We start from the raw sequence: 21,721 nt of genomic DNA, 5'->3' as shown, positions 1-21,721 counted from the left end.
CGCGCGGCTTCAGCAACTTCCCGCAGGCTGGATCCCCTCCAGCACCTTCGCGACCTTCGCGACGTTGCTGACCCATGCGGAAGGTTGGCCGGACCTTGCTCCGGGGTTGGCCCCGCAGGCTTCGACGATGGACGCTCCAGGATGGAATGATGGCCGTCTCATCATTCCATGGTGGCGAAGCCATCATCAACCTTGAACGCGCCAGGGGGACGCCATGGCCCCCTGAACCAAGACGAAGAAGCGCGCCGAGGACACCCGCCTCGTTCAGCTCGACCTCGGCCAGGTCGTGAACGATGACCGGAAGCGTCACCGGAGCCGCGTGCGGGCTTCACGAAAGACGTCCTCGGCCGATCGCCCCCTGGACGGATCTGCGTCGAGCTCTGCGTCCCGGCGTGTCGCTTCCTCGGTCCAGAGGCGCCTGTGCTCCTCCTCGGAGAGCTCATCCAAGCTTTCCAGAAGCGTCTCTGCGAGACGTGCGCGCTCCGCGACGGGCAGCTTCAGGGCTTCGGTTTCCAGCTCGGGAAGGTTCACCGGGGGGATTGTACCGCGTGGCTCACGTCTCGCCGCGACAACTCCGCGGTGGACTCCGCTGCTCCCGTGCTCTCCGAGGGCGGCGTCATGGCCCCGGAGTACGCCGTCATCGTTTTCCCGGGGAGATGACGGATCGGAGAGCGCCTCACGGCGCGAGCGCGGCAGCGGTGGAGCTGAGCTTGCAGTTCACCGGCAGGCTCAGGGAGATCTCTTCGAGCGAGACGACGCGCTGGTCGATGTCGCCCGGAGGCGCGCAGTCCACGATCGCGAGAGGAGCCTTGTCCGACTGGGCGATCTTCGCGAGCTGACGGGCCCTCTCCGTCCACAGCTCCAGGAGCTTCGGGCGGAGCTCCTCGGCGTCCTTCAGCAGGGGACGCGGCGCGGAGAAGCCGAGGTCGAGGCCCGTCTTGGAGGACTTCGTGGCCGCGACGAGATCGCGCGTCGCCGCAACGAGCGACACCCATAGACCGCTCCGTGCCCAGTAGTCCTGCTCCGCCGCGAGAGCGACGTCGATCGAGCCGTCGACGCGAACCACGTAGACGGCCGGTTCGCCGAGCTCGCTCCCGTCCGCGGACGTGGACACTCCGCGCATCTTGCTCGTGACCGGGGAGCCGGCGGCCTCCCCGAGCAGCTGCGTGATCGCCTGCGCGCGCGTCTTGAGATCCGCCAGGATCGCGCGCGGATCGGCGCCGCGGCCCGTGAGCACGAACGTGATCTCGATCGTATCGGGCCGGACGACGAAGCCGCCCGGGCTCGCCCTCGGAGACACCGCGCTGACGGCGCCCATGCCGCTCGACAGCGACGATCCGACCGACGCGGAGTAGCCCGTCGACGCCGAGGGATGCGAGGACGCGGCGCCGGACGATCCCAGGCACCCGAGCGTGAGGAGAGCGAGGAAGGAGGGAAGGCCGAGCTGGAGGACGCGCATGGCGGCGCAGCATAATCTCCGCGGAGCCTGGCAGCGAGGAGCCTGGGCGCTCACGGCAGGGCGGGCGAGCCGAGGATGCGCGGCCGACACCGGAGAGGCCGAGCACCACCTCGAGTCTGCGGCGGAGCCCGCGTGCGCCTGTGCTGGTCTCCTTGACAAGGCGGGGTAGCCCTCGGATACGCTATCTTTTCAGGATGCGTGGAGACGGCACGACGCGGTGGGGTCGGGGGTCAAGGCGCTCCACGTGGGGGCGGCGATCAGCGGCCCTGAGGACGGATGACGCCGCGAGGGCCGTCGTCGACGACGTGGGTGTAGATCGTCGTCGCTCGCACATCCTTGTGGCCGAGCAGTATCTAAATCGTCTGGATGTCGGTCCCCGCCTGGAGCAGGTGCGTCGCGAAGCTGTGGCGGAGCGTGTGGCATGGCGTGCGCCTGGCGAGCCCCTCCGCGCGTCCGGCAGAAACTGGGGCGCAGACCGTGAATATTAACACCCCATCATCCCGAAAGAGTCATGGAAGAACATACCAAATCCCGAGGACGGAAGGCCCGCGCCGCGGAGCGCTCACTGGACTCGAACTCCTCGGAACGGGCTGCACCTACTCCGACGAAAAAGCGAACCGGCCAGGTCGATACCGTTGGCGAGTTGCTCTATTGGTCGTACGCCTGTCTCGCGTCCGCGTGTGCCGCTGAGGAGGCCGGGATCGCGCGCTACGACACTCGCTGCTGGATGATCCGCGCAAAGCTGTTCAAGGGGCTTCGCGCGGGCACCATGAAGGTCGGCTCGCTCTTCGCCGATGTTCGCGACACGCCGAGTGATCGTTGCGTCTACTGCGGCGCTACGCCGCCGCCAAAGCTCCATGGTGACCATCTGATCCCTAGACATCGAGGTGGTCCCGAATCAGGCGACAACTTGGTCTGGGCGTGCCGCTCCTGCAACAGCAGCAAGAGTGCACGAGACCTGCTCGAGTGGTACGCATCCAGGGAGAAGTTTCCTCCGTTGCTCTTGTTGCGCCGATACCTGAAACTCGCGATGGCGGAGGCGGACGCACGTCAAATCATGGGCGCGAATCTCGTCGACAAGCCATCGGTGACGTTCTCGATTGAGCACGTCCCCGTAAAATATCCCCAACCCAGCGAATTCGGTGGCATGAAGTGAGCGCCCGGCCAGCGGCATCGCGATCGTCCGCGCGGAGGCGGTTACGGCCGAGCACCATCTCGATCAGGGGGTAGCCAGCGCTACGCGGGCGGGTGCCAGCCCACCTGGGCCCAGCGCCGGCGTGCGGTGACGATCGTCATCCGTCGAGCTGCTCATGAGGTCACGTGGCGTCGGCCGGCACGTGACCGAACAGCCGGCGCGCGCAATCGCGCCCGTACAGTCTCACCGTAAGGCGGACGCGAAGCTCCTGGTCGTCCGCCCCTGGGTGGCGAGCACGGATGCTCGCGACGGCCAGCTCACGGACCGCCTGACTCAGCCGAATCGCAGCCTCGAGCCGCTTTTCCGGAGGCATGCGCCGGAGCAGCTCATGGTAGCGTGCATCCGCTTGCGGCGAGGTGTCGACCATCGACATACACCACGAGCCTAGCAGAAACCGCTCGCACGGGAAGCGCTCGCCGCCGGTCCCTCGCGAGGCGGGCGGACGACGGTCGGGGGTTTACGCCCCCTGAGCGCGACGATCAGCTTCGTCTCCGTTCGTCGAGCGTCGCGCGAAGCACCAGGAGCATCACCTGATCCTTGGGACGGGTGAGCTTCTCCTTGATCGCGATGAGCCGTTCGAGCGTGATGACGCGTATCGGAATTTCGCCGAGATCCAGCTCCTCGCAATCGGCCAACAGCTCCTCATACGACGTCTCTTCCTCGATCGTGCCCAGAAGATCGAGCGCTCCCATGTTGCGCTCCGTGAATCACGGCGGCGACGCCACCGACGGCGATGAATTCGACTCGATGCCGGGCGAGCACCCCGAGCAGATCAGCGATCTTCGTCGACGCGGGCATGCGGCTCTCGCGCTCGCCTGCTCTCTCGGGCGAGCGTGACGAAGTCGATGTGGGCCTGGAGGGTGGCGATCCGTTCTGCTGGAGTGAGGCTCAGCATCCAGCGGATGAGCGTGAGGTCGACACCGTCCTCGTTGTAGACCGGAGGTGTCGCTTCAGGATCGACCATCGTGGATGGAGCGTACCACGCTTTGCTGCGATGGACGAGCCCCGGCCTCGCGGCGAACCGCTGCGCACCAACTCGTCATCTCGGCTCGGCCAGATCGCCGCCAGGTCGAGTTCCACCGCGTTGAACAGCTCGGCCCTCACCTTCCCATGTCGGGCCGCGGGCCGAGGTGGAACGCCGGCTCATCCACGAGCCCCCTGCCGCCGGGCCCGCCGTCGCCGACGGTCGTGCGTCGGGCTCATGCTACCCGGCGCCCGGTGAGGACGCCGGCGCGCCGGCGGTCGCCGGAGGCGGCGCGCCGGCGCGGGTCGACCGGGGCGCGGTGCCCTGGGTCGGGGCGCGCGGTGGCGCCACGTGCTTCGGAGCCCGTGCCGCGTCGGAGGGGTGCGGAGCTGCCGGCCGGGGCGGTGCGCTGGAGGCTGGCTGGCGGATGCGCAGGGGCGCAGCCTTCCGCGAGGACCTACTCTCGCGATGGCCTACTCGTGGACGGCGGCGTAGCGGCCGCTGGGCGTGACGATGACGTGGGCGGTGAGCGGGACGTGCAGCTCCGAGGAGAGGTGGCGCAGCTCCAGGGTCATCGCTTCGTCCTCGCGGGTGGGCGTGGGGTCGCCGCTGGGGTGGTTATGGGCCAGGACGAAGCTCTGAGCGGCCATGTCCAGCGCGGTGCGCAGGATGGTTGCGCGGCCGGCGTAGAGGGCGTCGTCGGAACCGCGGGCGAGCAGGCGCGTCTCGCGGACGCGGCCGTGGCTGTCGAGCGCCGCGATCCAGAGCTCCTCGTGGACGAGCGAAGCGAGCCTCGGGCCGAAGTAACGCGCCACGCGGGCGGCGTCGGTGAGGAGCGCTCCCCGGCGCGCGCGGGCGGCGTGGTAGCGGCGGCCGAGCTCGAAGGCGGCGGCGAGGCGGGTGGCGTCGAAGAGCGCGATCTGAGTGCGCTCGGCGAGGGCCGCGGGAGAGAGGCGGCCGAGGGAGGGGAGAGCGGCCGTGCCGAGGATGCGAGGGCCGACGCCGGGCAGGCCGAGCACCATCTCGAGGAGGGCGGCCTCGGTCGCGCTCGGCAGCTCGGCCGCCGTCTCGGCGGGGGCGTCGACGGGGGCGCGGCTCATCGGGGCCACCTCCGAGAGCGGGTGAGGGCGCGGGCGAAGAGGCGGCGCGCGAGGCGGAGGCGGGTGGCGACCGTGGGGCGCGGGAGCGAGAGGGAAGCGGCGATCTCGTGCAGGGAGAGGCCGGTGGCGGCAAGCGACAGGAGCTCGCGAAGCTCGGGACGGAGACGGTAGAAGGCGCGGAGGAGGCCGCGGGCGACGAGGCGGGCCTCGGGAGAGGGGGCGGCGAAGGCGGAGAGGCGGTCAGGGTCGACCGCAGGGAGTTCGTGGCGGCGGTAGGCCTTGTCGCGGTAGTGAGAGGCCTGCCGCGAGGCGATGCCGGCGAGCCAGACGCGGAGGGCGTCGGCGGGAGGAAGAGCGGGGGACGGACGGAAGCGGCCAGCGCGCATGCTGCGCCAGGCGCCGAGGACGGTGTCCTGCGTGAGGTCGTCGAGATCGGCGGGGAGAACGCCGCGGGCGCGGAGGGTGCGGCGGATCAAGGGCGTTTGATCGAGGATCGCGCTGACGTCCAAGTAGACGGCGGGATGCGCGGCGGGAGACCCGCGCTTGCCACGCCATTGCCCGAGCGGGCGTGGAGCGCCGGAGCGGACGCGGCGGCGAGAGGGCGGATCGATCTCTTGGCCCTGTTCAGGGCGTGAACGTACTGTTCCCATGTCGGACCTCGTGTCTGCGGGGTTCGGCCACGCCGCCCGGGGTGTTACCAGCACCCGCGGGCGGTACTATTCGTGGTCCTGCAACCCTACGGGCTGCCGGCAGGAAGCGTCAAGGAAAAGCACGGTAGGGCCGCGTTATTCTGGACCGGGCAAGGGTGTACGCCGACCTGGTGCGAACGCTCACTCTGGACACCATTCTGGTCTACATCGCCGCGAACCTCCGGCGTCTGCGCCAGAAGCGCGGCATGACCCAGGAGGGCCTTGCGGAAGCTGCCGGGCTCGATCTCCGGACGTTGCAGGACATCGAAGGCATGCGGCAAAGCGTGAGCCTGGGCGCGCTCGTTCGGCTCGCGAACGCACTCGACGTGTCACCTGGGGTGCTCCTCCGGCCTGCGGAGATGCCGGAGATCAAGCGCGGCCGGCCGCGCAAGCGTCCCGCCGGCACGTGACGACCATTCCCCGGTGCCCGCATCTCGACAGCCCGCGGCCATCCGCGCGCTTCTCCACTTGGCTCATCGTCGGCGCGTGCTCTGCTGCGGCCTCGAACGCCGTCCCGCGTGGTGGAGAACTCGGCAAGCTGCGGCAATCTGAACAGCCCCGCCGCTGATCAGCCAGGCCGTTGCAGGGCCACTTCTTCGCTTCGGAGGGGTACGGCATCGAGGGCCCGCTCGCGCCTTCGTCCCGTGTAGAGCCCGCACGGTCCTGCGCTGGCCTCCTTGACAAGGCGGGGCAGCCGTCGGATACGCTATCTTTCCACGATGCGTGGGGGCGGCACGAGGGGGTGGGGTCGGAGTTCAAGGCGCTCCACGCGGAAGCGGCGGTCAGCGGTCGAGAGGACTGATCACGCCGAGAGGGCCACGGTCGACGATGTGGGTGTAGATCATCGTGGTCCGCACATCCTTGTGGCCGAGCAATGTCTGGATCGTTCGGATGTCGGTGCCCGCCTCGAGCAGGTGGGCCGCGAAGCTGCGGCGGAGGGATTGGCGAAACGGTGGCTGCAGAAAGCCGCCCACGCGAGAACGGCATCTGAGGTGATCGGTGACTGAGCGATTCCGCGAATGATGCCGCCCAACAATGGCCTGCACCCGACGGTGCGCGGGTGAGGCCTAGGCCGTTGGACAGGCAGAAACGTATTGCCGGAGAAGTCATGGGCTGTCCGATCCTTTGCGTAGAGTGCAAGACACGAAACGGGCTGCTCGCTGAAGAGTGCCGGCGGTGCGGAGCAATCATCTCGCGATCTGGCACTACCTCGAGGCCCCATGTTCCCGGTCAGGCGGTGCCGTCGGCCGAATGGGAGACCAGACCGATCCCCGACATCTGGCGCAGCACGCCCCCCGTCGAGGGCGACGACCAGTCGCTCAATGCGCACGACTTCTTCAAGTATGCACTTCTTTTGCGATCCATGAAGGAGAACGCAACGCAGGAAGACGCCATTGTGTGGTTCGATGATGCGCTCTTCTTCCTCCGAGGCGGGCATGATTTTTTCTGCTACTTGAACCTATCGTCCGACCTCACCATGCGCGGCCGAATCTTCGGCGGACTCAATCACGCACAGCAACCGGCACAGCGACTAATTGGGTGGTTTCATCGCCTCATTCAAGAGGCGAGCGCTCGCGATGCAGCAACCGTGGACATTTTTGTTGCCGAAGAAATTAACAGCGGAAGCTCTGCACATCGCACGATGAATGTTGTCCGTGACGCCCTTGAGTCATTACCATCGGCGACCACGCGGATCACTGTGGACTTTTGGTACTATCTCGCGTGCACAGACGACTCGATCTTCGATCCCGCGAAATTCCAGATGGAGATCCAGAACAAGCGCCGAGTAGACATCAACAATATTATCGTCCGTAACAATTTTCGACTGTTTCAAGGCCCACTCCTTGCTTACGACGAGGAGCGCTACAGCGGCCTGAGGGTGAACTCCAGGGGTGCTGACGCCATTGAAGATCATGTGTCAATTCGGTACAGAGCGGGAGTCTTTCAACTCGTCTGTCCAGACACGGGCGAGATCCCGTTCCTGTGTGCACCCGGGGAGAACGACCTCGACAACTTCGTTGGCGTCACGCTCCTGAATTTGCTTGGCGTGGGCGGCGCTATTCCCCATCAGGTGACGGCCCGTCGTGTGACTGCGCTGTCATGCGCTGAGTGCAAGCACCTTTTTTCCCAGCTACGAGGTCCTGCTACAACGATCTGGCCAAGTCGACTTCTCTGACAAATGGACGACTGATGCAAGAAGAGCAGTCCAACTTTGGGTTCCATCCGACGAACACCGGCGCTGCGCACGGTGTCCTTCGGCCGCTATGCTTGCTCTCGGCGCTCGCGGCTGAACCCAGTGTTCGGCAGGCGAAGCAGCAGAGGAGTCGGGTGCCGTGAACGCGCCCGCCCGCGCCTGCGGTTCCGTGCGGGGCGCGGCGGACCACAAGGCGACCTTAGCGCTGCCCTCGTAGAAACTTCCCAATCGAATGAATTGCGCATAGTGTCACTTAAGTACAGGACGCACTGCGGAGGAACGAATGGCACGCACATCGGACCGCGACCGAATTCTCGGAATGCTCTCAGATGCCGGGCAGGGCCTCTCCAATCAACGTATCAGGACCACGCTCGGCCTCGGAGAGGAGCGCTATGACCAGGTGAGAACCGAGCTCCTCGACGAGGGCCTAATCGAGAAGTATCGGGCGCGAGGAGGTGCGATTCGGCTGACAAGAAAGGGTGAGAGGCAGGTTGCGCCCGATGATGAACAGACTTCGCAGGTTGAGAAGGAGTCTGAGCTGTACCCTCTCCTTGTCAGTGCGCTAGACAAGGAATTCGATAACGATCTTGCGATAGCGTTCGACACTGGTCGCTTCCGAAAGCGTGGACAGTGGAAGAATCCTGATGTGACCGCAGTGGCTGTCGAAGTTCACCGATGGCTCCATCGGAGGGAGGTCCAAGTAACGACCTATGAAGTTAAGCGCTACGGCGATCATAGTGTAACGTGCGTCTTCGAGGCTGCCTCCCATGCGTCCTTTGCACATCAAGCATATGTTGTGCTGGAGTGGCATGGGGCGTTCGATGTTTCTGATGTTCGGATCGGGCAACTTCTCTCCGAGTGCCAGAAATTTGGGGTGGGGCTCTCGACGCTCGAAAAACACTATAAGTCGCATCGCGTGATTGAGCGCCTTGCACCGGTGCCCCGAAGGGTTCCGCTCGATCGCGACGTGGAAGAGTGGCTCGAATACGCATTCGACCACGACGAGGCGGCCAAGAAAGCATTTCTGGAAGTCTGGGCAAAAAGCGAGAAGCGACTTGGTAACCATAAGAACGGTAATTAGCGTTTGATTGTGAATGTTGCCGAACAAGCAAAAACATACGACGAGGATAATCGTATTCCTCGTTGAAGTGTCCTCGCGAGATCGCGAATCACGGTGCTCCGTATTGTCTCGTCGGCGGGCTTCGCGGGTGATCGGTTAGCCGTTAGCGGACAGCCAAAATTGTAGCGCGACCATGGCGTGGCGCCGGGGTGCGTCTGGAATGATGAGGTCCCCCTGGCCACAATGCGCAACGCTGACGAGCTCCGGCGGCTCGCTCGGCCGCAGGTGCTCGGGGTCGGCGAACTCGAAGGCGAACACCGGCGTGTGCGCTGCCAGCGCTCGGTTCTGCTCCTGCGTGGCGCGCCACCAGACGTGATCGGTGATCACGGCCGCCCACGCGAGGGCCGGCGACTCGTACGCCGCGAGCGGGTAACGCGCCTCGATCTGCTCGGCCGCCTCGACCAGGGCACGCCGCCGATCTCGCCGCGTCGTCGTGCGGTCCGGGCGGCTAGTCCGGGTCCGGCACCCCGCGAGCACGCCGCTCGCGGGGCCGACCCTCCTCGAGCCAGCACTGCGAGAACACGTACAGGTAGAGCGGCAGGCCGATGTGGAGCCAGCCCACGGGCGAGAGCGTCCCACGCGGGACAGGCGCGTCGAACACCGCCGCGGCGACGAGTGCCACGCCGGATGCCACGATGCCGATGGTTCTCAGGACCTTGCCCATGGTTCAGATGAAGCCGCAGAAGACTCCCAGGGTGCCGAGGGCGGCGCCCGAGTAGTCTGAGCAGCGTTGCGCGTCCCGCGGGTCCCTCGCCCTGGGGCAGAGCACGGAGGTCGCGACCATCGTCGCCCCGAGCATGAAGATGCCGCACCCCAACCCGATCGGGCTCCATGGCTGCTGAGCCGCGCCGATCGGCTCGCTGTCAGCATCGGGTGCCAGTTCGGTGCTCGCCTCTGCCTCGCCGCAGAGCATCAAGGCGCAAGGCACGTCCCCGTAGGCGCCTGGGTCGAGCGGGTTGAAGACCCGGATCCACGCCTCTGGACGGTCAGCGCACGCCGCGGCGAACTCGTGCCGTCCCGCCTCCAGGATCTGGGGGATCACGGTCTCCGCCGTCGTCAACCGGTCGAGCGAGACCGCGAAGCTGCGCGGCAACGGGTCAGCCTCCGCCCTGCCGTCCTGCTCTCCTCCCGCGTCGGTCGGTTCGTCTGCTGCTCCACAGGCCGGCGCTCCCACGAGCGCGACATGGCCAGCCCGATCCTGCTGTGCATGAGCAGCCTCCCCACGCAGCGACGTCCATTGCGCACGGAATTGCAACGCAAACGGTATGCCACGCTGATAAACCAGCGCGTGAGGTCGGCAGCCGCGGCCGCGCGCGGGTCAGGGCCCGGCGCCCTCGCCGAGATCCGGATCGCTAATGAGCTCCGCAAGCAAGTCCTCGCGCAAAAGCCCGGCTGGCCGAGCGAAGAAGAACGCCGCGAAGACCTCGCCACGCACCTCCGCGTCCTCGAGGCCCTCGACCGCGTCGCGCCCCGCCGACATCGTCCTGCTCGCTGACCTCGCCGCGGCGCTGCGGAGGCGCCGCCTTCGCGGGGACGTCTTCGGCGCGTAGACCGCTATGGCCCCATGGCCTACGGCAGGACCCGCTGGACCGCGGAAGTCGACGTCACCGTCGACCTCGCGCAGACCAGCACGCTCCCCAGATGCTCGCTCGACCTCCACGCGCGCGCTCGTGTGTCGAAGGAGCTTCTGCTGTACCCGGGCTGCCGGCACGGGCTCGATCCATGCCGGTCCGTGCAGGGACGCGCTCAACCGCGACCTGTTCGGTTAGCTGCATCGCGTCACGAAAGCAGGCTGATGGCCGCGTGCCCATCACAGACGGTCCGGCCGTGGGCTCCACGACTTCCAGGATCGAGCTCGCTTGCGCGCGTTCCTGCCGCGCCGAGGCGGTGCGCGCTCAGGAGCCGGTCGTCGCGAGCAGCTCCCTGGCGTCGCCGACGGATGCAGCGCGGCGGATCCAGCGGTCCAGCTCGGTCAGGTCGGTGCTCGCGAGGACGCGCTCCCGGACCTCGGCAGGGGCCTCCAGCCCGCGGGCCTCGAGGACGGCGAGCACGGCCTGCGCCTTGCCTTCGAGGATCCCCTGCTGCCGGCCCTCCTTCCGGCCCTCCTTCCGGCCCTTCTCCACGCCCTCTTCCACGCCCTTCGCCACGTAGCTGCGCGCGAAGTCACTCTGAAACTCGTATCCGCTCTTCATCATCGCCTCCAACGTCCGCCTCGCCGCTGCGTTCAGCGAGGATAGCACCAGGTCCCCGTACACGGCGCGGCGCTCCTCATCGAGCCCGGCTGCCGCCCCGAGGAACGCCACGCCGATCGCCTCCCCCGCCTCCCCCCGCCCGTGCGCCATGGCCGAGAGCACGACCACCTCGGGCGCCGCCTTCGCCTGCTCGGCGTCGGTGACGACCGGGACGCCCGCCGGCCCGAGCACCAGCGGCGTCAGCGTCCAGCCGGGGTGGCCCGCGTCGATCGGCCGCGAGCACCACCGCGCGATCTCCGGATCGATCGTGACAATCAGCAGCCACGTCGAGCAGCGGTGCCGGGCCCGCGTCTGGGTGACGTACACCGGCCAGACGTACGGCTTATCCGGGTCCACGCCGAGCTGGACCTCGACCACGATGGCCATCGCCGGCCGCTGCTGCTCGCCGACCAGCAGCACGACGATGACGTCCGCCCGCCGGTCCGACGGCATCACCTCCGTCAGGTCGGAGGACTCGACGCGCGCTTCCGTGAAGGCCGGGACCGGCTGGCCGAGCGCGTCTTGCAGCAGCTCGGCGGCCAGCGTCGGCCGGTTCTTGAACAGCTCTACCAGCGCTTCATGGGTCACAGAGGGCATCGGGGCGTCTCTCGGGTGATTGCAGCCATGCTGAATTCTCGAGCGGCGCACCAGGCCCATGCGTACGGGCCGCAGGGGCCGGAGCAGCCGCCTCCACCTCTTCAATTCCGGGCACCTCCCTCGCGTGGTCACGCCGTGTGACCTGCGCGCGCCCCGACGCCTGCGCGGCGCGCGCACGCCGCAGCGCGCCGCGCCGGCCGCCGTCGCGTAGCGCGACCAGAGCGACCCGACCCGGGTTGAGCGCCCCGGCTTTCCCGGCGTCCCTTCCTGCCGCAGCCGCTCCGCACGCCCGGTCCGCTGAGGTATCGTCGGCGTATGGCCCGTACCGCCCCGGTCCCGAACATCCCTGCCATTCCCGGCATGAACCCCGGCGTCTTCGTGATGGGGGCGGAGGCGGTGGCGGAGGCTCCGGCGGCCGTAAAGGCATCGGCGCGGGCGACGGCCAGGGCGGCAGCGGCAGTGGCGGAGACGATGGCGCAGGCGGTGGCGGCAAGGGCGCCGGCTCCTGCGGCACAGGCTCGACCGATGGCGGTGGGTGCCCGAACCATCATGCCTCCGGCACGAGCGGCAGGATGTCGCGCGGCGATCCCGTCGACGTCGCGAGTGGCAGCCAATCCCTGCCCCGTCTGCAAGGCGATGCTGAAAGAGATGGGGATCCCACACACCTGTGTCCAGGGACACCCTCCGACCCGACCTGGGAAAACCGCTCCTTGGAACGGCGAGTCGACCTATAATCCTGCCACCGCGAAGATTTTCAATGGAGCACGATGAGCACACGCACGTGCGCGGAGGGGGCGGAGGGGATCGACGACGCGGCTGACGGTCCGGAGCTTGCTGCGAGGCGGGGTGCACTCGAATCCTTGCGCGGTCCGCAGGGAGGCTACGCGCGATCGCATCGCGGGCTTGCCGCGTTCTGGCGGACTATCGCGGAAGAGGTTGTCGTTCGGCCGACTCCGCCGGAGATGCTCTCGTTGCTCGCACAACTTGACGACTGGCTTGCCGGCGGGCCTGCCTGCGCCTTGGTGGTGAGCGCCGATCCGGGGGCACGTACGGCCCTCCTGGCGCGGTGGGCGATATCGATCGTGGAGCGCAAGGCAGCCGAGGTGATCTTTGTGCCGGTAAGTCCGTGCTTTGGGACCGCGATCGAACGCGATATGCTGAAGCTGTTCTTCGGCTTATTTCGGAGCTCAACAACGGCGGTCTTCAGTCGGCCGCGGAGTCCCGAGGAGCTGATGCTGTCAATCCGAATGGCGCTATGGAGCGTCGACTCGGTCTCCTCGGTTCCCAACGAGGAATGCCCTCAGTTGCTCGTGATCGTGGACGGGGTCGAGCGGGCGGCAGATGGTTGGCCGCACAGGCGAATGCCCTTCTTGGGTGAAGCCTACGATGGGGCGCACATCATTGTATCCACCAGCCCGGAGATTTCTTCCGCGCGCGGTCTGGGCGTGCATGAACGCCTCGCCTGGTCTCCGGAGCAGACGAGCCTTTTCTTGCTTGCCGGCGAGAGCGACGCTTCGCGAGAATCGACGCCCGCGCCGCCAATCGCCGAGAAAACTGACGAGATGGAACCCTCGTTGATCCGCTTCTTCGATGCATTTGGGACGGTGCTCGCTCCCGTATCGAACGATGATCTCGTCTCGGCAGTCGGCTTGGATGCGACCGGGCTCGAAGCTTTCAAGAACGGGCCGCATTCTGCCCACAGGCTCGTCCTGCTGAGCGACGATGAAAAATATTCCTTCCGCGATGATGCGAGCCGTGCAAGTTGGACAATGGACCCGGACAAGGTCGCGTCCGTTGAAGATACTATCATCGGGAGGGGTCTGGCGGCGCTCACGGGCGGAGCGGTCTTGCCCGATGCGTGGCCGCCGTATCTCGTGGAGTATCTGGGCGCCCATATGAAGCGGCGCTCTGTCTCTGTGTCTGAACTGATGAGGCTCGTGTCGCCCGAGTGGCTCCAGATCTGGATGAACCGTCCCGGAGGCTTGGTCGGGTTCACCACCGACGCTCGTCGCGCACGCCACGCCGCCGAGGACGCGCTTATCGAAGCGTGCAGTCCAGAGTGCGCTGGAGCAGCCGAGCACGAAAGGGCAACGCTGGTCTGCGCCATTGTTCGATGCGCGCTGGTCGAAGGATCTTTGTTCGCGAAAGAGGGAAGTCACGAGGAAGTAGACTACCGGACAACACCTTATGTTGAATCATCGGTCGATCTGAAGAAGCCAGCTGGCGCTGCGCGTGAGCGTGCCGAGGCGCTGGTGACGCTAGCTGCCGCGTTGACAGGCTCGGAGCAGCAGGTGGTTCGGCGGTGGGCAACAGATGCGTGCGCAGGTCTTGGCGAGATCGTTCCCCGGCCGATCCCTTGCGTGGCGACGGACCAGAGCGCAGCGGATCCTGAGCGCACCCGTCGGATCCGCGCGGGCGCGAAGCACGAGGAGGTCGACGGGTACCTGTCGAGAGACCTGGTGATTCGGCCCACGGACCTCTCGCCCGAGGAAGCTTGGGGCCTGGCGGAGAGCCGAGAAGGGGAATCGCGGATGGTCGCCTTCGCGGGCATCTTGCCCGATCTTCCCCAGGAGATGCGCGAGAAGGCTGTACGAGAGGTCATGGCCGCATACTGCGCGCACGGCGACCGGCTGGCGCTGCGCATTCTGGCGGCGTGCGCGCCCTGGATGGCCCTCGCCGATGCAGCCAGGGTCCTCTGCAACGAGCTCGGAGGCGACTGGACAGACGAATATCCCGGGATGCTGGTAGGCTTCGGCAGCCTCACCGAGCTCTCTCCGCTCTTGCGACGACTGGGTGGCACAGCGGCGCTCGTGGGCGCCGCCCGCGCCATCGCCGACGTGGGCCGGTGGCTACCCTAGCCAGCGATGCGTCCTGCAGGACACCGAGTCCTTGGACGGCTTCCGGAGGCCGTGCGCGCTCAGGAGCCGGTCGTCGCGAGCAGCTCCCTGGCGTCGCCGACGGATGCAGCGCGGCGGATCCAGCGGTCCAGCTCGGCCACGTCGGTGCTCGCGAGGATGCGCTCCCGGACCTCGGCAGGGACCTCCAGCCCGCGGGCCTCGAGAAAGGCCAGCACGTCGTGCGCCTTGGCTTCGAGGATCCCCTGCTGCCGGCCCTCCTTCCGGCCCTTCTCCACGCCCTCTTCCACGCCCTTCGCCACGTAGCTGCGCGCGAAGTCACTCTGAAACTCGTATCCGCTCTTCATCATCGCCTCCAACGTCCGCCTCGCCGCTGCGTTCAGCGAGGATAGCACCAGGTCCCCGTACACGGCGCGGCGCTCCTCATCGAGCCCGGCCGCCGCTCCCAGGAACGCCACGCCGATCGCCTCCCCCGCCTCGCTCTGCCCGTGCGCCATCGCCGAGAGCACGACCACCTCGGGCGCCGCCTTCGCCTGCTCGGCGTCGGTGACGACCGGGACGCCCGCCGGCCCGAGCACCAGCGGCGTCAGCATCAAGCCGGGGTGGCCCGTCTCGATCGGCCGCGAGCACCACCGCGCGATCCCCGCGTCGATCGTCACGACCAGCAGCCGCGTCGGGCAGCGGTGCCGGGCCCTGGTCTGGGTGACGTACACCGGCCAGACGTACGGCTTGTCCGGGTCCACGCCGAGCTGGACCTCGACGACGATGGCCATCGCGGGCCGCTGCTGCTCGCCGACCAGTAGCACGACGATGACGTCCGCCCGGCGGTCCGAGGGCATCACCTCCGTCAGGTCGGAGGACTCGACGCGCGCCTCCCTGAAGGCCGGCACCGGCTGGCCGAGCGCGTCTTGCAGCATCTCGGCGGCCAGCGTCGGCCGGTTCTTGAACAGCTCCACCAGGGCTTCATGGGTCACTGAGGGCATCGGGTCGTCTCTCGGGTGGTTGCAGCCATGCTGAATTCTCAAGCGGCGCGCCAGGCCCATGCGTACGGGCCGCAGGGGCCGGAGCAGCCGCCTCCACCTCTTCAATTCCGGGCACCTCCCTCGAGTGGTCACGCCGTGTGACCTGCGCGCGCTGGACCGACGCGGCCGACCTGCTCCTCGCGCTCTCCCAGGGCCACGGCCGGCCCCCCTCGGCGACGACGACTTCGACCCCCTCGCCGAGTTCGACTTCAGCGTCCGCCGCCACCCCGCTCGCCCGTCCGACTTGGTGATCGCAAGGCACGCCTCGGTCCGGCGCTGCCGTCGTGGTAGCCTGGTCACGATGCGCAACGCTGACGAGCTCCGGCGGTTCGCTCGCCAGGGCTGGGCGGCCGCCCAGCGCGACAAGGAGCTCTACTGGCGCGACTGGAAGAGGCAGCACGGCCCAGCCGCCGGGATCCGGATCGCCGATGAGCTCCGCAAGCAAGTCCTCGCGCAAAAGCCCGGCTGGCCGGGCGAAGAAGAACGCCGCGAAGACCTCGCCACGCACCTCCGCGTCCTCGAGGCCCTCGACCGCGTCCCGCCCCGCCGCCGTCGCCCTGCTCGCTGACCTCGCCGCGGCGCTGCGGCGGCGCCGCCTGCGCTGGTACGTCTTCGGCGCGCAGGCCGCCGTTGCCTACGGCAGGCCCCGCATGACGGCGGACGTCGACGTCACCATCGACCTCGCGCAGACCAGCGCGCTCACCCTCGTGGACGACCTCTCGCGCGCGGGCTTCGACCTGCGGATCCACCTCGGCGAGGACTTCCTCCGCGAAGCCCGCCTGCTCCCGCTCGTGCACCGCTCGACCAGCATGCCCATCGACGTGGTGATCGCGGCGTCGAGCCTGCATGTCGAGTTCCTGGCGCGCCGCAGGCTGATCGACCTCGGCGGCGTGCGCGTGCCGATGATCAGCCCGGAAGACCTGGTCGTCACCAAGGTCCTGGCCGGCCGCCCCAAGGACCTCGAGGACGTGCGCGGCGTGCTGCTCGAGCAGGACGACCTCGACCTCGATCGCATCCGCGAGCTCCTCGGCGAGCTCGAGGCCGCCCTCGGCGAGGACAGATTGCTCCGCCGCCTCGAGCGTCTGATCCGCAAAGCACGCGCCACCGCCGCACGCCGGCAATGAGATGAGCGGGCCAGTCCCGCGGTTCGGTCCAGGCGACTCCGGATGCGGCGCGCGCCAGCGCAGAGCGCCCACCGGAGGCGCGGCACAGGGTATCCCCTGAAACAGGCGATGATCGTCGTGCGGGGCGCCCCGCACCGGCCCGGCGTCGGTCCGCGCGAGCTCCGGCGGGGTGAGGATCGTTCCCGCCGAAGGCGGGTCGAAGACGCCCGGATGGAGTTACCCTCCCGTGCGATGAAGCTATATTTTGCGCCTCGCACCCGTTCGGTTCGCCCCCGTTGGCTGCTGGAAGAGCTCGAGGTGCCGTATGACCTCGTGAGGCTCGACCTCCCGAAGCAGCAGAACCAGACGCCTGACTATCTCGCCGTGAGCCCGCTCGGCGAGGTCCCCGCGCTCGTCGACGGAGAGCTCACGCTCCTCGAGCCGTCGGCCATCTGCCTCTATCTCGCGGACCGCTTCCCGGAGAAACAGCTCGCGCCGCCGCCGGGCTCGACCGAGCGCGGCGCGTACTATCAATGGCTGCTCTTCGCCGAGGCGACCCTCGCTCCCGTGGTGATGGCGCTCCACGGGCACGCGCAGCTGCCCGAGGAGCAGAAGACCGCCGTGCACGCGCAGGAGGCGCTCGCCAAGCACCACGCTCGACTCGGCGCGCTGCTCGATGTCGTCGACGCTGAGGTCGAAGACCGCGACTTCCTCGCCGCGGGCCACTTCACCGCCGCGGATCTGGTGATGGCGTCGATTCTGCATATCGTGAATCACCTGAAGCTGCTCGAGGACCGGCCGCGGCTGATGAAGTACGTCTATCTGCACTGCCAGCGTCCGGCATCCAGACGGGCGGTGTCGTAGCGAGGAAGCTAGCTTGTCCATCGCCGAAGAGGATCGTCGTTGATCACAGAAGCCACTGACGCCTACCACATCAGGTTCCGCAAGGTGCTCGAGCACATCGACGCGGGCTCGCCCAGTCGCGGCGCGAGCCCTTGTGATCACGGCGCAAGGGGCGCTTCGAGCTCAGCCAGGTCGTCGCCGGCCTCGCGCGCTGTCGTTCAGCGATGGCGATGAATCGAGGCTGCGCGGGAGCGGCGCAGCCGGGGGCGAGACCGCCCTTACGGTCTCACGGGCAGGCGGCCACGCACGTGGCGAACGCGGCGCACCCCTCGCTGGCGCTGCATCCCGTCTCGACCGTCCCGATGCAAGCGTCCTCGTCCTCGAGCCCGTCAACGCAGTCCAGGCACGCCTGGTTCCCCTCGAGCTCCCGTAGGTTGCCGGATCCATCGTCCTCGCAGGCGTCGGTCTCAGGATCCGTCGTGTCGCAGGCGCTGGCGCACGTCGCGCCCTCCGCACAGCCGCAGGTGTCGAGCGTCAGCTGGAGGAACTCCAGGGCCCCCGCCGTATGGTCCTCGAAGCACTGCGTTGTGCAGTCGCCGCCGCCGCCCTCGCCACTGCCGCCCTCGCCACTGCCGCCCTCGCCACTGCCACCCTCGCCGCTGCCGCCCTCGCCGCCGCCGCCCGTGCCCGTGACCGTCGAGCTCGGCCCCGAGGAGGAGGAGGTGGTGGTGCCGGACGCGCCGCCCCCACCGCCCGCCCCGCCGTCACCCCCCGAGCCGCCGTCATCCGAACAGGCCGCCACCGCGCACACCGTGACCAGAATCGCTGCAAAGCTGAGACTCTTCATTTGAGATTGCTCCTGACAATAAGGGTTACGCTGCTCCGACTCGAACGAGACGGCGAACACCGCCGCTCCTGCGGAGCGTCTTCTTCACGCTCTGGCACCGTGCCATGACGCCGAGCGTCTACCTACACCAGAATTTTACAGGATGGTATCTGCCGCGTACGCGCCTGCATCTCTTGTCGATGCCATCGGCCCCCTGGCCATCAGCGCACCCACGGTGAGCGCTCACACAACAATCAGCAGATTCCGCCAACGACGTCTTTGTGCGGTAGAACTGATCCTAGCACGCCGGGGGCCTGTGCCATTCTGGATGTAGCTCTCCGAGAGGACGGCCGCTGGACCGTCATCGAGCTCAGCAAGGGTCAACTCGCTGGTCTACCTGCACCCGAGCTCGCTAGAGAATTCTATCGGCAACTCCGCAGGAGGATGGCCGTGACGTATCGACGAGAATGGCCCGACAAGGGCCTGCTTCCGGCGAGCGCCGTCGCGCGCCAGCGGTTCGCTCCAGCGCCGGCCGCAGGTGCCCAGAGCCGACGGGCGGAGCAGCGCAAGACGGCTCACCCGCGCGTGATCGCCCGCCGCTGCAGCAGGGACAGGCGGCCGCCCGCGAACGCCCACTCGATGTCCTGCGTGCCGCCGAACGCCGCCTCGCACGCCGCGGCCAGCGCCTCCAGCGCGGCGAGCCGCGGGTCGTCGAGGCACAGCGCCGCGGCACGGGCGGGCTCCACCGCGACCTCCCTCGTGCCGCCCTCCTCGGCCCACAGGATCGCGAGATCCTTCTCGCCCGCCCGCCGCTCGATCACGCGCCCGCCGCGCGCCATCCGGTAGCTGTCCGGGGTCACGAGGCCGGCGACCACCGCCTCGCCGAGGCCCCAGGTCGCCTCGACGACGCGCTCGTCGGCGCCCGTCACCGGGTTCCGCGTGAACAGCACCCCCGCGCGATCGGCCTGCACGAGCCGCTGCACGACGATCGCCATGCGCGGCTCCGGCGCGAGCCCAAGCCTCCGCCGGTAGGCCAGCGCCGCCTCGGTGCGCGCCGAGCCGTGCACCTTGTGGACGGCCTGGAGCAGCCCCTCGCGGGTCCGCACGTTGAGCTCGGTCGCGTGCTGCCCCGCGAAGCTCGCCGAGACGCCGTCCTCGCCGATGCCGGACGACCGCACGGCCACGGGCCCGTCGAGCTCGCCGAACGCCTCGACGAGCCGGCCCACGGCCGCGGCCTCCCCGGCGACGACGCGCTCGACGAGCGCCGCCGAGAGCGCCCAGCCCGGCGGCACCGGCAGGCCGCCCCGGTGCGCCTGCCCGAGCTGCGCCGCCTTGCCCCCGAAGTCCTCCTCGCGCAGCTCCTCGTCGAGGCGCGCGATCACGGCGACGCCTCCTGCGCGCGGCGCTCCGGCGGCCGCGCGAGGATCGTCACCTCGCCGGCCGCCCCGTCGACGCGCACGCGCGCCCCGTCCGGGATCGTCACCGTCGCCTCCCGCGTGCCGACGATGCCGGGGATGCCGTACTCGCGCGCGACGATCGCCGCGTGGCAGAGCTGCCCGCCCCGATCGGTCACGATCGCGCCGAGCAGCGGGAGCACGACGTTGAACGACGCCGACGTCGCGCGCGTCACGAGCACGTCCCCCTGCTGGATCCTCCCGAAGTCGTCCGGGCTGATCACGACCCGCGCCGTCCCCTCGTACACGCCCTCGTTGATGGAGAGGCCGCGGACGGCCGTGTCGGTGTTCCTGGCCTCGGATTCCTTCGACAGGCTTTGCATGATCGCGTCGGTGGCCATCGCCGCGCGGCGCGCCGGGCCGGGGAAGACGTCGAGCGGCGGCGGCGGTCCAGGGGGCATGTTCAGCCACGGGGGAGCGTCGGCGAGGGTCGCCGTCGCGCGCCAGCGCGCGCGCTCGGCGAGCTCCGCGGCGGACGGCGCCTGCCGGTCGCGCAGGAGGCCGATCATCTCCTCGAGCGCGAGGTCGGCGGCGTGCTCGGGGTCGTCGACCTTGCCGGCGGCGGCGAGGCGGCGCCCCGCCTCGAGGACGGCACGGCGCGCGAGCCCGGTGCCCCAGCTGTCCGAGTAGAGCGCCCGCTCGTCGCGGAGGCGGTTCGTGAGGCGCGCCTCGCCGAGCAGCTCGTCGAACTGCGCGCGGTGGGCCGCGGGCACGCGCTCCCGCAGCGCCTTTTCCTTGGCCTCGCGCGCGGCGCGCGGCCCGGCCCCGCGGTCGCCCTCGACCGCCGCCCGGATCGCCCGGACGAGCACGTCGGGCAGCTCGCCGCCCGTCTTGTCGGACACGTCGTAGCCCACCGTGCGAAAGCGCACGAGGTCGAGGTAAGCGCGCGTCGCCGGCCCCACGTCGCCGTCCAGGGCCGCGAGCGCGTCGAGCGTCGCCTGCGGGTCGCCCTTCCTGGCGAGCGCCTCACGGCCCGCCGCGCTCGCGCGCAGGGCCCTGGCGAGGGCCTCGAGCTCCTCGGTCGCCACGCCCTTCGCGAGCGGCGTGCTCCCCTGCAGCAGCGCGAGCGCCTCGCCGGGGCTCGCGCCGGTCCACGCGCTGACGTGCGCGAGGTAGTCGCCCGCCGGCAGGACGCCGGCGAAGTTGTAGCGGTGATGCAGGGCGATCATGTCCTCCATGTGCGCCAGGGCGCGGCGCAGGTGCGCGATCAGCGCGTCGGTGTCGAGCTGGGCGGGATCGATCGCCTGGACGGCGAGGTTCTTCTCGGTGGCGCGCGGCCGGTCGACGCGATCCCACCGGTCGAGGTCCTCGCGCCACAGCTTCTCCTCGAACGCCCGGCGGCACTGCCGGATGCGCCCGCGCATGCGCGGGTGCAGGCGCAGGAGGAGCCACAGCACGAGCTTCGGCGGCGTCCCGCTCGCCCCCTCGGACGTGCCGTGCATCACGGGCTGCGAGTACATGAAGCCGTTGACGACGGCTGGCTTGAGGTGGCTCATCAGGAGCCCGTAGCGCGCCGAGCCCTCGGCGAAGCCCCTCGGCATCCCGCGCGTGAACGGCTCGACAGCGAACCGGGTGACCGGCCGCAGGAAATGCGCCCGCTCGACCTCCCAGGGGCCCGGGCCGGGGGCCACGAACCTGACTCCGTTGACGCTCGGCTCTCTCTTCATCGCTGGACACCTCGATCGCCCCGCCGCGCCCGCGCGAGCCACCGTGTCGTCCCGAGGACGACGGCGACGTTTCGGTGGCACATCGGTCACGAAATCATGACGATGTTGAAGGTAGAGGGGGCATTCCTGGTGGTCCAGTCCCGAGACGACCCGCGGGGAGGCGGGTCATCGGACGGTTCGTGCGTGCGTGCGTGTGCGATGATCGCCCAGCGCGGCCCGAGCCAGGTCGAACACCGCGCTCGGGGCTGAAGGTGACGATGGTGATGAGCGGGTGGGATGAGCGGATGACAGGCCGCGTCCGGTCGTGGCGGCGACCGGGCCCACGGACCGCCGATCACGCCTCCTCGGTCTCGCGATCGAGCGCTTCGAGCGCGCCCGTCCCGATTCAAGCGCTGCAGATCG

At 68.7% G+C, this 21,721-nt stretch carries 25 protein-coding genes and 1 pseudogene; 9 read left to right on the top strand and 17 right to left on the bottom strand.

The features are described from left to right. Positions 1–306: 306 nt before the first annotated feature. The 3 genes from WMF36_RS43800 to WMF36_RS43790 form a co-directional block, all read right to left on the bottom strand. The gene (locus WMF36_RS43800; RefSeq protein WP_437576794.1) at positions 307–531 is read right to left on the bottom strand and encodes an addiction module protein; all 225 of its coding nucleotides are present in this window, start codon (positions 529–531) and stop codon (positions 307–309) included. A 145-nt stretch (positions 532–676) separates the two neighbouring features. Continuing rightward, positions 677–1,459: a hypothetical protein gene (locus tag WMF36_RS43795; RefSeq protein WP_437576792.1), complete on the bottom strand. Its 783-nt coding sequence runs from the start codon at positions 1,457–1,459 to the stop codon at positions 677–679. 353 nt (positions 1,460–1,812) lie between these two features. Beyond that, positions 1,813–1,950, bottom strand: a complete 138-nt coding sequence (locus WMF36_RS43790) for a tyrosine-type recombinase/integrase (RefSeq protein WP_437576791.1) — start codon at positions 1,948–1,950, stop codon at positions 1,813–1,815. A 20-nt stretch (positions 1,951–1,970) separates the two neighbouring features. Here WMF36_RS43790 and WMF36_RS43785 point away from each other — a divergent pair, with 20 nt between their 5' ends. After that, a complete protein-coding gene (locus tag WMF36_RS43785) occupies positions 1,971–2,615 on the top strand; it encodes an HNH endonuclease (RefSeq protein ID WP_437576790.1) in 645 nt (214 codons plus the stop codon). A 160-nt stretch (positions 2,616–2,775) separates the two neighbouring features. On the opposite strand, the gene WMF36_RS43780 is transcribed toward WMF36_RS43785, so the two are convergent. The 5 genes from WMF36_RS43780 to WMF36_RS43760 form a co-directional block, all read right to left on the bottom strand. Further along, a complete protein-coding gene (locus tag WMF36_RS43780) occupies positions 2,776–3,027 on the bottom strand; it encodes a hypothetical protein (RefSeq protein ID WP_437576789.1) in 252 nt (83 codons plus the stop codon). Between the two features lie 106 nt (positions 3,028–3,133). Next, positions 3,134–3,346 (bottom strand): hypothetical protein, encoded by a 213-nt coding sequence (locus WMF36_RS43775; RefSeq protein ID WP_437576788.1) that lies wholly within the window; start codon positions 3,344–3,346, stop codon positions 3,134–3,136. 80 nt (positions 3,347–3,426) lie between these two features. Beyond that, on the bottom strand, positions 3,427–3,618 hold the full coding sequence (locus tag WMF36_RS43770) for a hypothetical protein (protein WP_437482659.1): 192 nt from the start codon (positions 3,616–3,618) through the stop codon (positions 3,427–3,429). Positions 3,619–4,091: 473 nt separating this feature from the next. After that, positions 4,092–4,718, bottom strand: coding sequence for a JAB domain-containing protein (locus WMF36_RS43765; protein WP_437576787.1), 627 nt, complete (start codon positions 4,716–4,718; stop codon positions 4,092–4,094). Next, positions 4,715–5,104 (bottom strand): RNA polymerase sigma factor, encoded by a 390-nt coding sequence (locus tag WMF36_RS43760; protein ID WP_437582037.1) that lies wholly within the window; start codon positions 5,102–5,104, stop codon positions 4,715–4,717. The genes WMF36_RS43765 and WMF36_RS43760 overlap by 4 nt, the downstream gene beginning before the upstream one ends. A gap of 434 nt (positions 5,105–5,538) precedes the next feature. Here WMF36_RS43760 and WMF36_RS43755 point away from each other — a divergent pair, with 434 nt between their 5' ends. Beyond that, positions 5,539–5,817, top strand: coding sequence for a helix-turn-helix domain-containing protein (locus WMF36_RS43755; protein WP_437576786.1), 279 nt, complete (start codon positions 5,539–5,541; stop codon positions 5,815–5,817). 372 nt (positions 5,818–6,189) lie between these two features. Here WMF36_RS43755 and WMF36_RS43750 read toward each other — a convergent pair. Then, a pseudogene (locus WMF36_RS43750) lies at positions 6,190–6,345 on the bottom strand (tyrosine-type recombinase/integrase); the annotation flags it as partial. 299 nt (positions 6,346–6,644) lie between these two features. Here WMF36_RS43750 and WMF36_RS43745 point away from each other — a divergent pair. Further along, positions 6,645–7,583, top strand: coding sequence for a hypothetical protein (locus WMF36_RS43745; protein ID WP_437576785.1), 939 nt, complete (start codon positions 6,645–6,647; stop codon positions 7,581–7,583). Between the two features lie 301 nt (positions 7,584–7,884). Next, positions 7,885–8,682, top strand: a complete 798-nt coding sequence (locus WMF36_RS43740; RefSeq protein WP_437576784.1) for a hypothetical protein — start codon at positions 7,885–7,887, stop codon at positions 8,680–8,682. 135 nt (positions 8,683–8,817) lie between these two features. Here WMF36_RS43740 and WMF36_RS43735 read toward each other — a convergent pair whose 3' ends face one another. The 3 genes from WMF36_RS43735 to WMF36_RS43725 form a co-directional block, all read right to left on the bottom strand. After that, complete coding sequence (locus tag WMF36_RS43735; RefSeq protein ID WP_437576783.1) at positions 8,818–9,048, bottom strand: hypothetical protein; 231 nt, start codon at positions 9,046–9,048, stop codon at positions 8,818–8,820. A gap of 121 nt (positions 9,049–9,169) precedes the next feature. After that, positions 9,170–9,385, bottom strand: coding sequence for a hypothetical protein (locus tag WMF36_RS43730; RefSeq protein WP_437576782.1), 216 nt, complete (start codon positions 9,383–9,385; stop codon positions 9,170–9,172). Between the two features lie 3 nt (positions 9,386–9,388). Next, complete coding sequence (locus WMF36_RS43725; RefSeq protein ID WP_437576781.1) at positions 9,389–9,814, bottom strand: hypothetical protein; 426 nt, start codon at positions 9,812–9,814, stop codon at positions 9,389–9,391. A gap of 90 nt (positions 9,815–9,904) precedes the next feature. Between WMF36_RS43725 and WMF36_RS43720 the strand changes: the two genes are divergently transcribed. Continuing rightward, positions 9,905–10,216, top strand: a complete 312-nt coding sequence (locus tag WMF36_RS43720) for a hypothetical protein (RefSeq protein ID WP_437576780.1) — start codon at positions 9,905–9,907, stop codon at positions 10,214–10,216. Positions 10,217–10,616: 400 nt separating this feature from the next. Here the strand turns inward: WMF36_RS43720 and WMF36_RS43715 are convergent, their stop codons facing one another. Next, entirely contained in the window at positions 10,617–11,549 is a 933-nt protein-coding gene (locus WMF36_RS43715) for a hypothetical protein (protein WP_437576779.1), read from the bottom strand. Between the two features lie 962 nt (positions 11,550–12,511). Here WMF36_RS43715 and WMF36_RS43710 point away from each other — a divergent pair. Next, positions 12,512–14,407: a hypothetical protein gene (locus tag WMF36_RS43710; RefSeq protein ID WP_437576778.1), complete on the top strand. Its 1,896-nt coding sequence runs from the start codon at positions 12,512–12,514 to the stop codon at positions 14,405–14,407. Between the two features lie 59 nt (positions 14,408–14,466). Here WMF36_RS43710 and WMF36_RS43705 read toward each other — a convergent pair whose 3' ends face one another. Next, positions 14,467–15,387, bottom strand: coding sequence for a hypothetical protein (locus tag WMF36_RS43705; protein WP_437576777.1), 921 nt, complete (start codon positions 15,385–15,387; stop codon positions 14,467–14,469). Positions 15,388–15,727: 340 nt separating this feature from the next. On the opposite strand from WMF36_RS43705, the gene WMF36_RS43700 reads away from it, so the two are divergent. The 3 genes from WMF36_RS43700 to WMF36_RS43690 all read left to right on the top strand — a co-directional run bounded on the left by WMF36_RS43700 (position 15,728) and on the right by WMF36_RS43690 (position 17,393). Next, positions 15,728–15,994, top strand: coding sequence for a hypothetical protein (locus WMF36_RS43700; protein ID WP_437582062.1), 267 nt, complete (start codon positions 15,728–15,730; stop codon positions 15,992–15,994). Next, positions 15,984–16,550, top strand: a complete 567-nt coding sequence (locus WMF36_RS43695) for a nucleotidyltransferase (protein WP_437582036.1) — start codon at positions 15,984–15,986, stop codon at positions 16,548–16,550. Before WMF36_RS43700 ends, WMF36_RS43695 begins: the two co-directional genes overlap by 11 nt. A gap of 210 nt (positions 16,551–16,760) precedes the next feature. Next, positions 16,761–17,393: a glutathione S-transferase family protein gene (locus WMF36_RS43690; RefSeq protein WP_437576776.1), complete on the top strand. Its 633-nt coding sequence runs from the start codon at positions 16,761–16,763 to the stop codon at positions 17,391–17,393. A 265-nt stretch (positions 17,394–17,658) separates the two neighbouring features. Here the strand turns inward: WMF36_RS43690 and WMF36_RS43685 are convergent, their stop codons facing one another. From WMF36_RS43685 to WMF36_RS43675, 3 genes are all read right to left on the bottom strand, one after another. Next, on the bottom strand, positions 17,659–18,219 hold the full coding sequence (locus WMF36_RS43685) for a hypothetical protein (RefSeq protein WP_437576775.1): 561 nt from the start codon (positions 18,217–18,219) through the stop codon (positions 17,659–17,661). 554 nt (positions 18,220–18,773) lie between these two features. Then, positions 18,774–19,580, bottom strand: coding sequence for a PEP/pyruvate-binding domain-containing protein (locus WMF36_RS43680; RefSeq protein ID WP_437576774.1), 807 nt, complete (start codon positions 19,578–19,580; stop codon positions 18,774–18,776). After that, positions 19,577–21,319 (bottom strand): PEP-utilizing enzyme, encoded by a 1,743-nt coding sequence (locus tag WMF36_RS43675; protein WP_437576773.1) that lies wholly within the window; start codon positions 21,317–21,319, stop codon positions 19,577–19,579. The genes WMF36_RS43680 and WMF36_RS43675 overlap by 4 nt, the downstream gene beginning before the upstream one ends. Between the last annotated feature and the right edge of the window lie 402 nt (positions 21,320–21,721).

It is taken from the genome of Sorangium sp. So ce887, from assembly GCF_051521455.1.
Taxonomy (GTDB): Bacteria; Myxococcota_A; Polyangia; order Polyangiales; family Polyangiaceae; genus Sorangium.
This window is presented reverse-complemented; position numbering and strand designations above follow the sequence as displayed.

Excerpts from the sequence above, each read along its gene's own strand:
- WMF36_RS43795 (WP_437576792.1), bottom strand. The coding sequence starts at position 1,459 with ATGCGCGTCCTCCAGCTCGGCCTTCCCTCCTTCCTCGCTCTCCTCACG.
- WMF36_RS43785 (WP_437576790.1), top strand. The coding sequence starts at position 1,971 with ATGGAAGAACATACCAAATCCCGAGGACGGAAGGCCCGCGCCGCGGAG.
- WMF36_RS43780 (WP_437576789.1), bottom strand. The coding sequence starts at position 3,027 with ATGTCGATGGTCGACACCTCGCCGCAAGCGGATGCACGCTACCATGAG.
- WMF36_RS43775 (WP_437576788.1), bottom strand. The coding sequence starts at position 3,346 with ATGGGAGCGCTCGATCTTCTGGGCACGATCGAGGAAGAGACGTCGTAT.
- WMF36_RS43770 (WP_437482659.1), bottom strand. The coding sequence starts at position 3,618 with ATGGTCGATCCTGAAGCGACACCTCCGGTCTACAACGAGGACGGTGTC.
- WMF36_RS43765 (WP_437576787.1), bottom strand. The coding sequence starts at position 4,718 with ATGAGCCGCGCCCCCGTCGACGCCCCCGCCGAGACGGCGGCCGAGCTG.
- WMF36_RS43760 (WP_437582037.1), bottom strand. The coding sequence starts at position 5,104 with ATGCGCGCTGGCCGCTTCCGTCCGTCCCCCGCTCTTCCTCCCGCCGAC.
- WMF36_RS43740 (WP_437576784.1), top strand. The coding sequence starts at position 7,885 with ATGGCACGCACATCGGACCGCGACCGAATTCTCGGAATGCTCTCAGAT.
- WMF36_RS43730 (WP_437576782.1), bottom strand. The coding sequence starts at position 9,385 with ATGGGCAAGGTCCTGAGAACCATCGGCATCGTGGCATCCGGCGTGGCA.
- WMF36_RS43720 (WP_437576780.1), top strand. The coding sequence starts at position 9,905 with ATGGCCAGCCCGATCCTGCTGTGCATGAGCAGCCTCCCCACGCAGCGA.
- WMF36_RS43715 (WP_437576779.1), bottom strand. The coding sequence starts at position 11,549 with ATGCCCTCTGTGACCCATGAAGCGCTGGTAGAGCTGTTCAAGAACCGG.
- WMF36_RS43710 (WP_437576778.1), top strand. The coding sequence starts at position 12,512 with ATGCTCTCGTTGCTCGCACAACTTGACGACTGGCTTGCCGGCGGGCCT.
- WMF36_RS43705 (WP_437576777.1), bottom strand. The coding sequence starts at position 15,387 with ATGCCCTCAGTGACCCATGAAGCCCTGGTGGAGCTGTTCAAGAACCGG.
- WMF36_RS43700 (WP_437582062.1), top strand. The coding sequence starts at position 15,728 with ATGCGCAACGCTGACGAGCTCCGGCGGTTCGCTCGCCAGGGCTGGGCG.
- WMF36_RS43690 (WP_437576776.1), top strand. The coding sequence starts at position 16,761 with ATGGAGTTACCCTCCCGTGCGATGAAGCTATATTTTGCGCCTCGCACC.
- WMF36_RS43685 (WP_437576775.1), bottom strand. The coding sequence starts at position 18,219 with ATGAAGAGTCTCAGCTTTGCAGCGATTCTGGTCACGGTGTGCGCGGTG.
- WMF36_RS43675 (WP_437576773.1), bottom strand. The coding sequence starts at position 21,319 with ATGAAGAGAGAGCCGAGCGTCAACGGAGTCAGGTTCGTGGCCCCCGGC.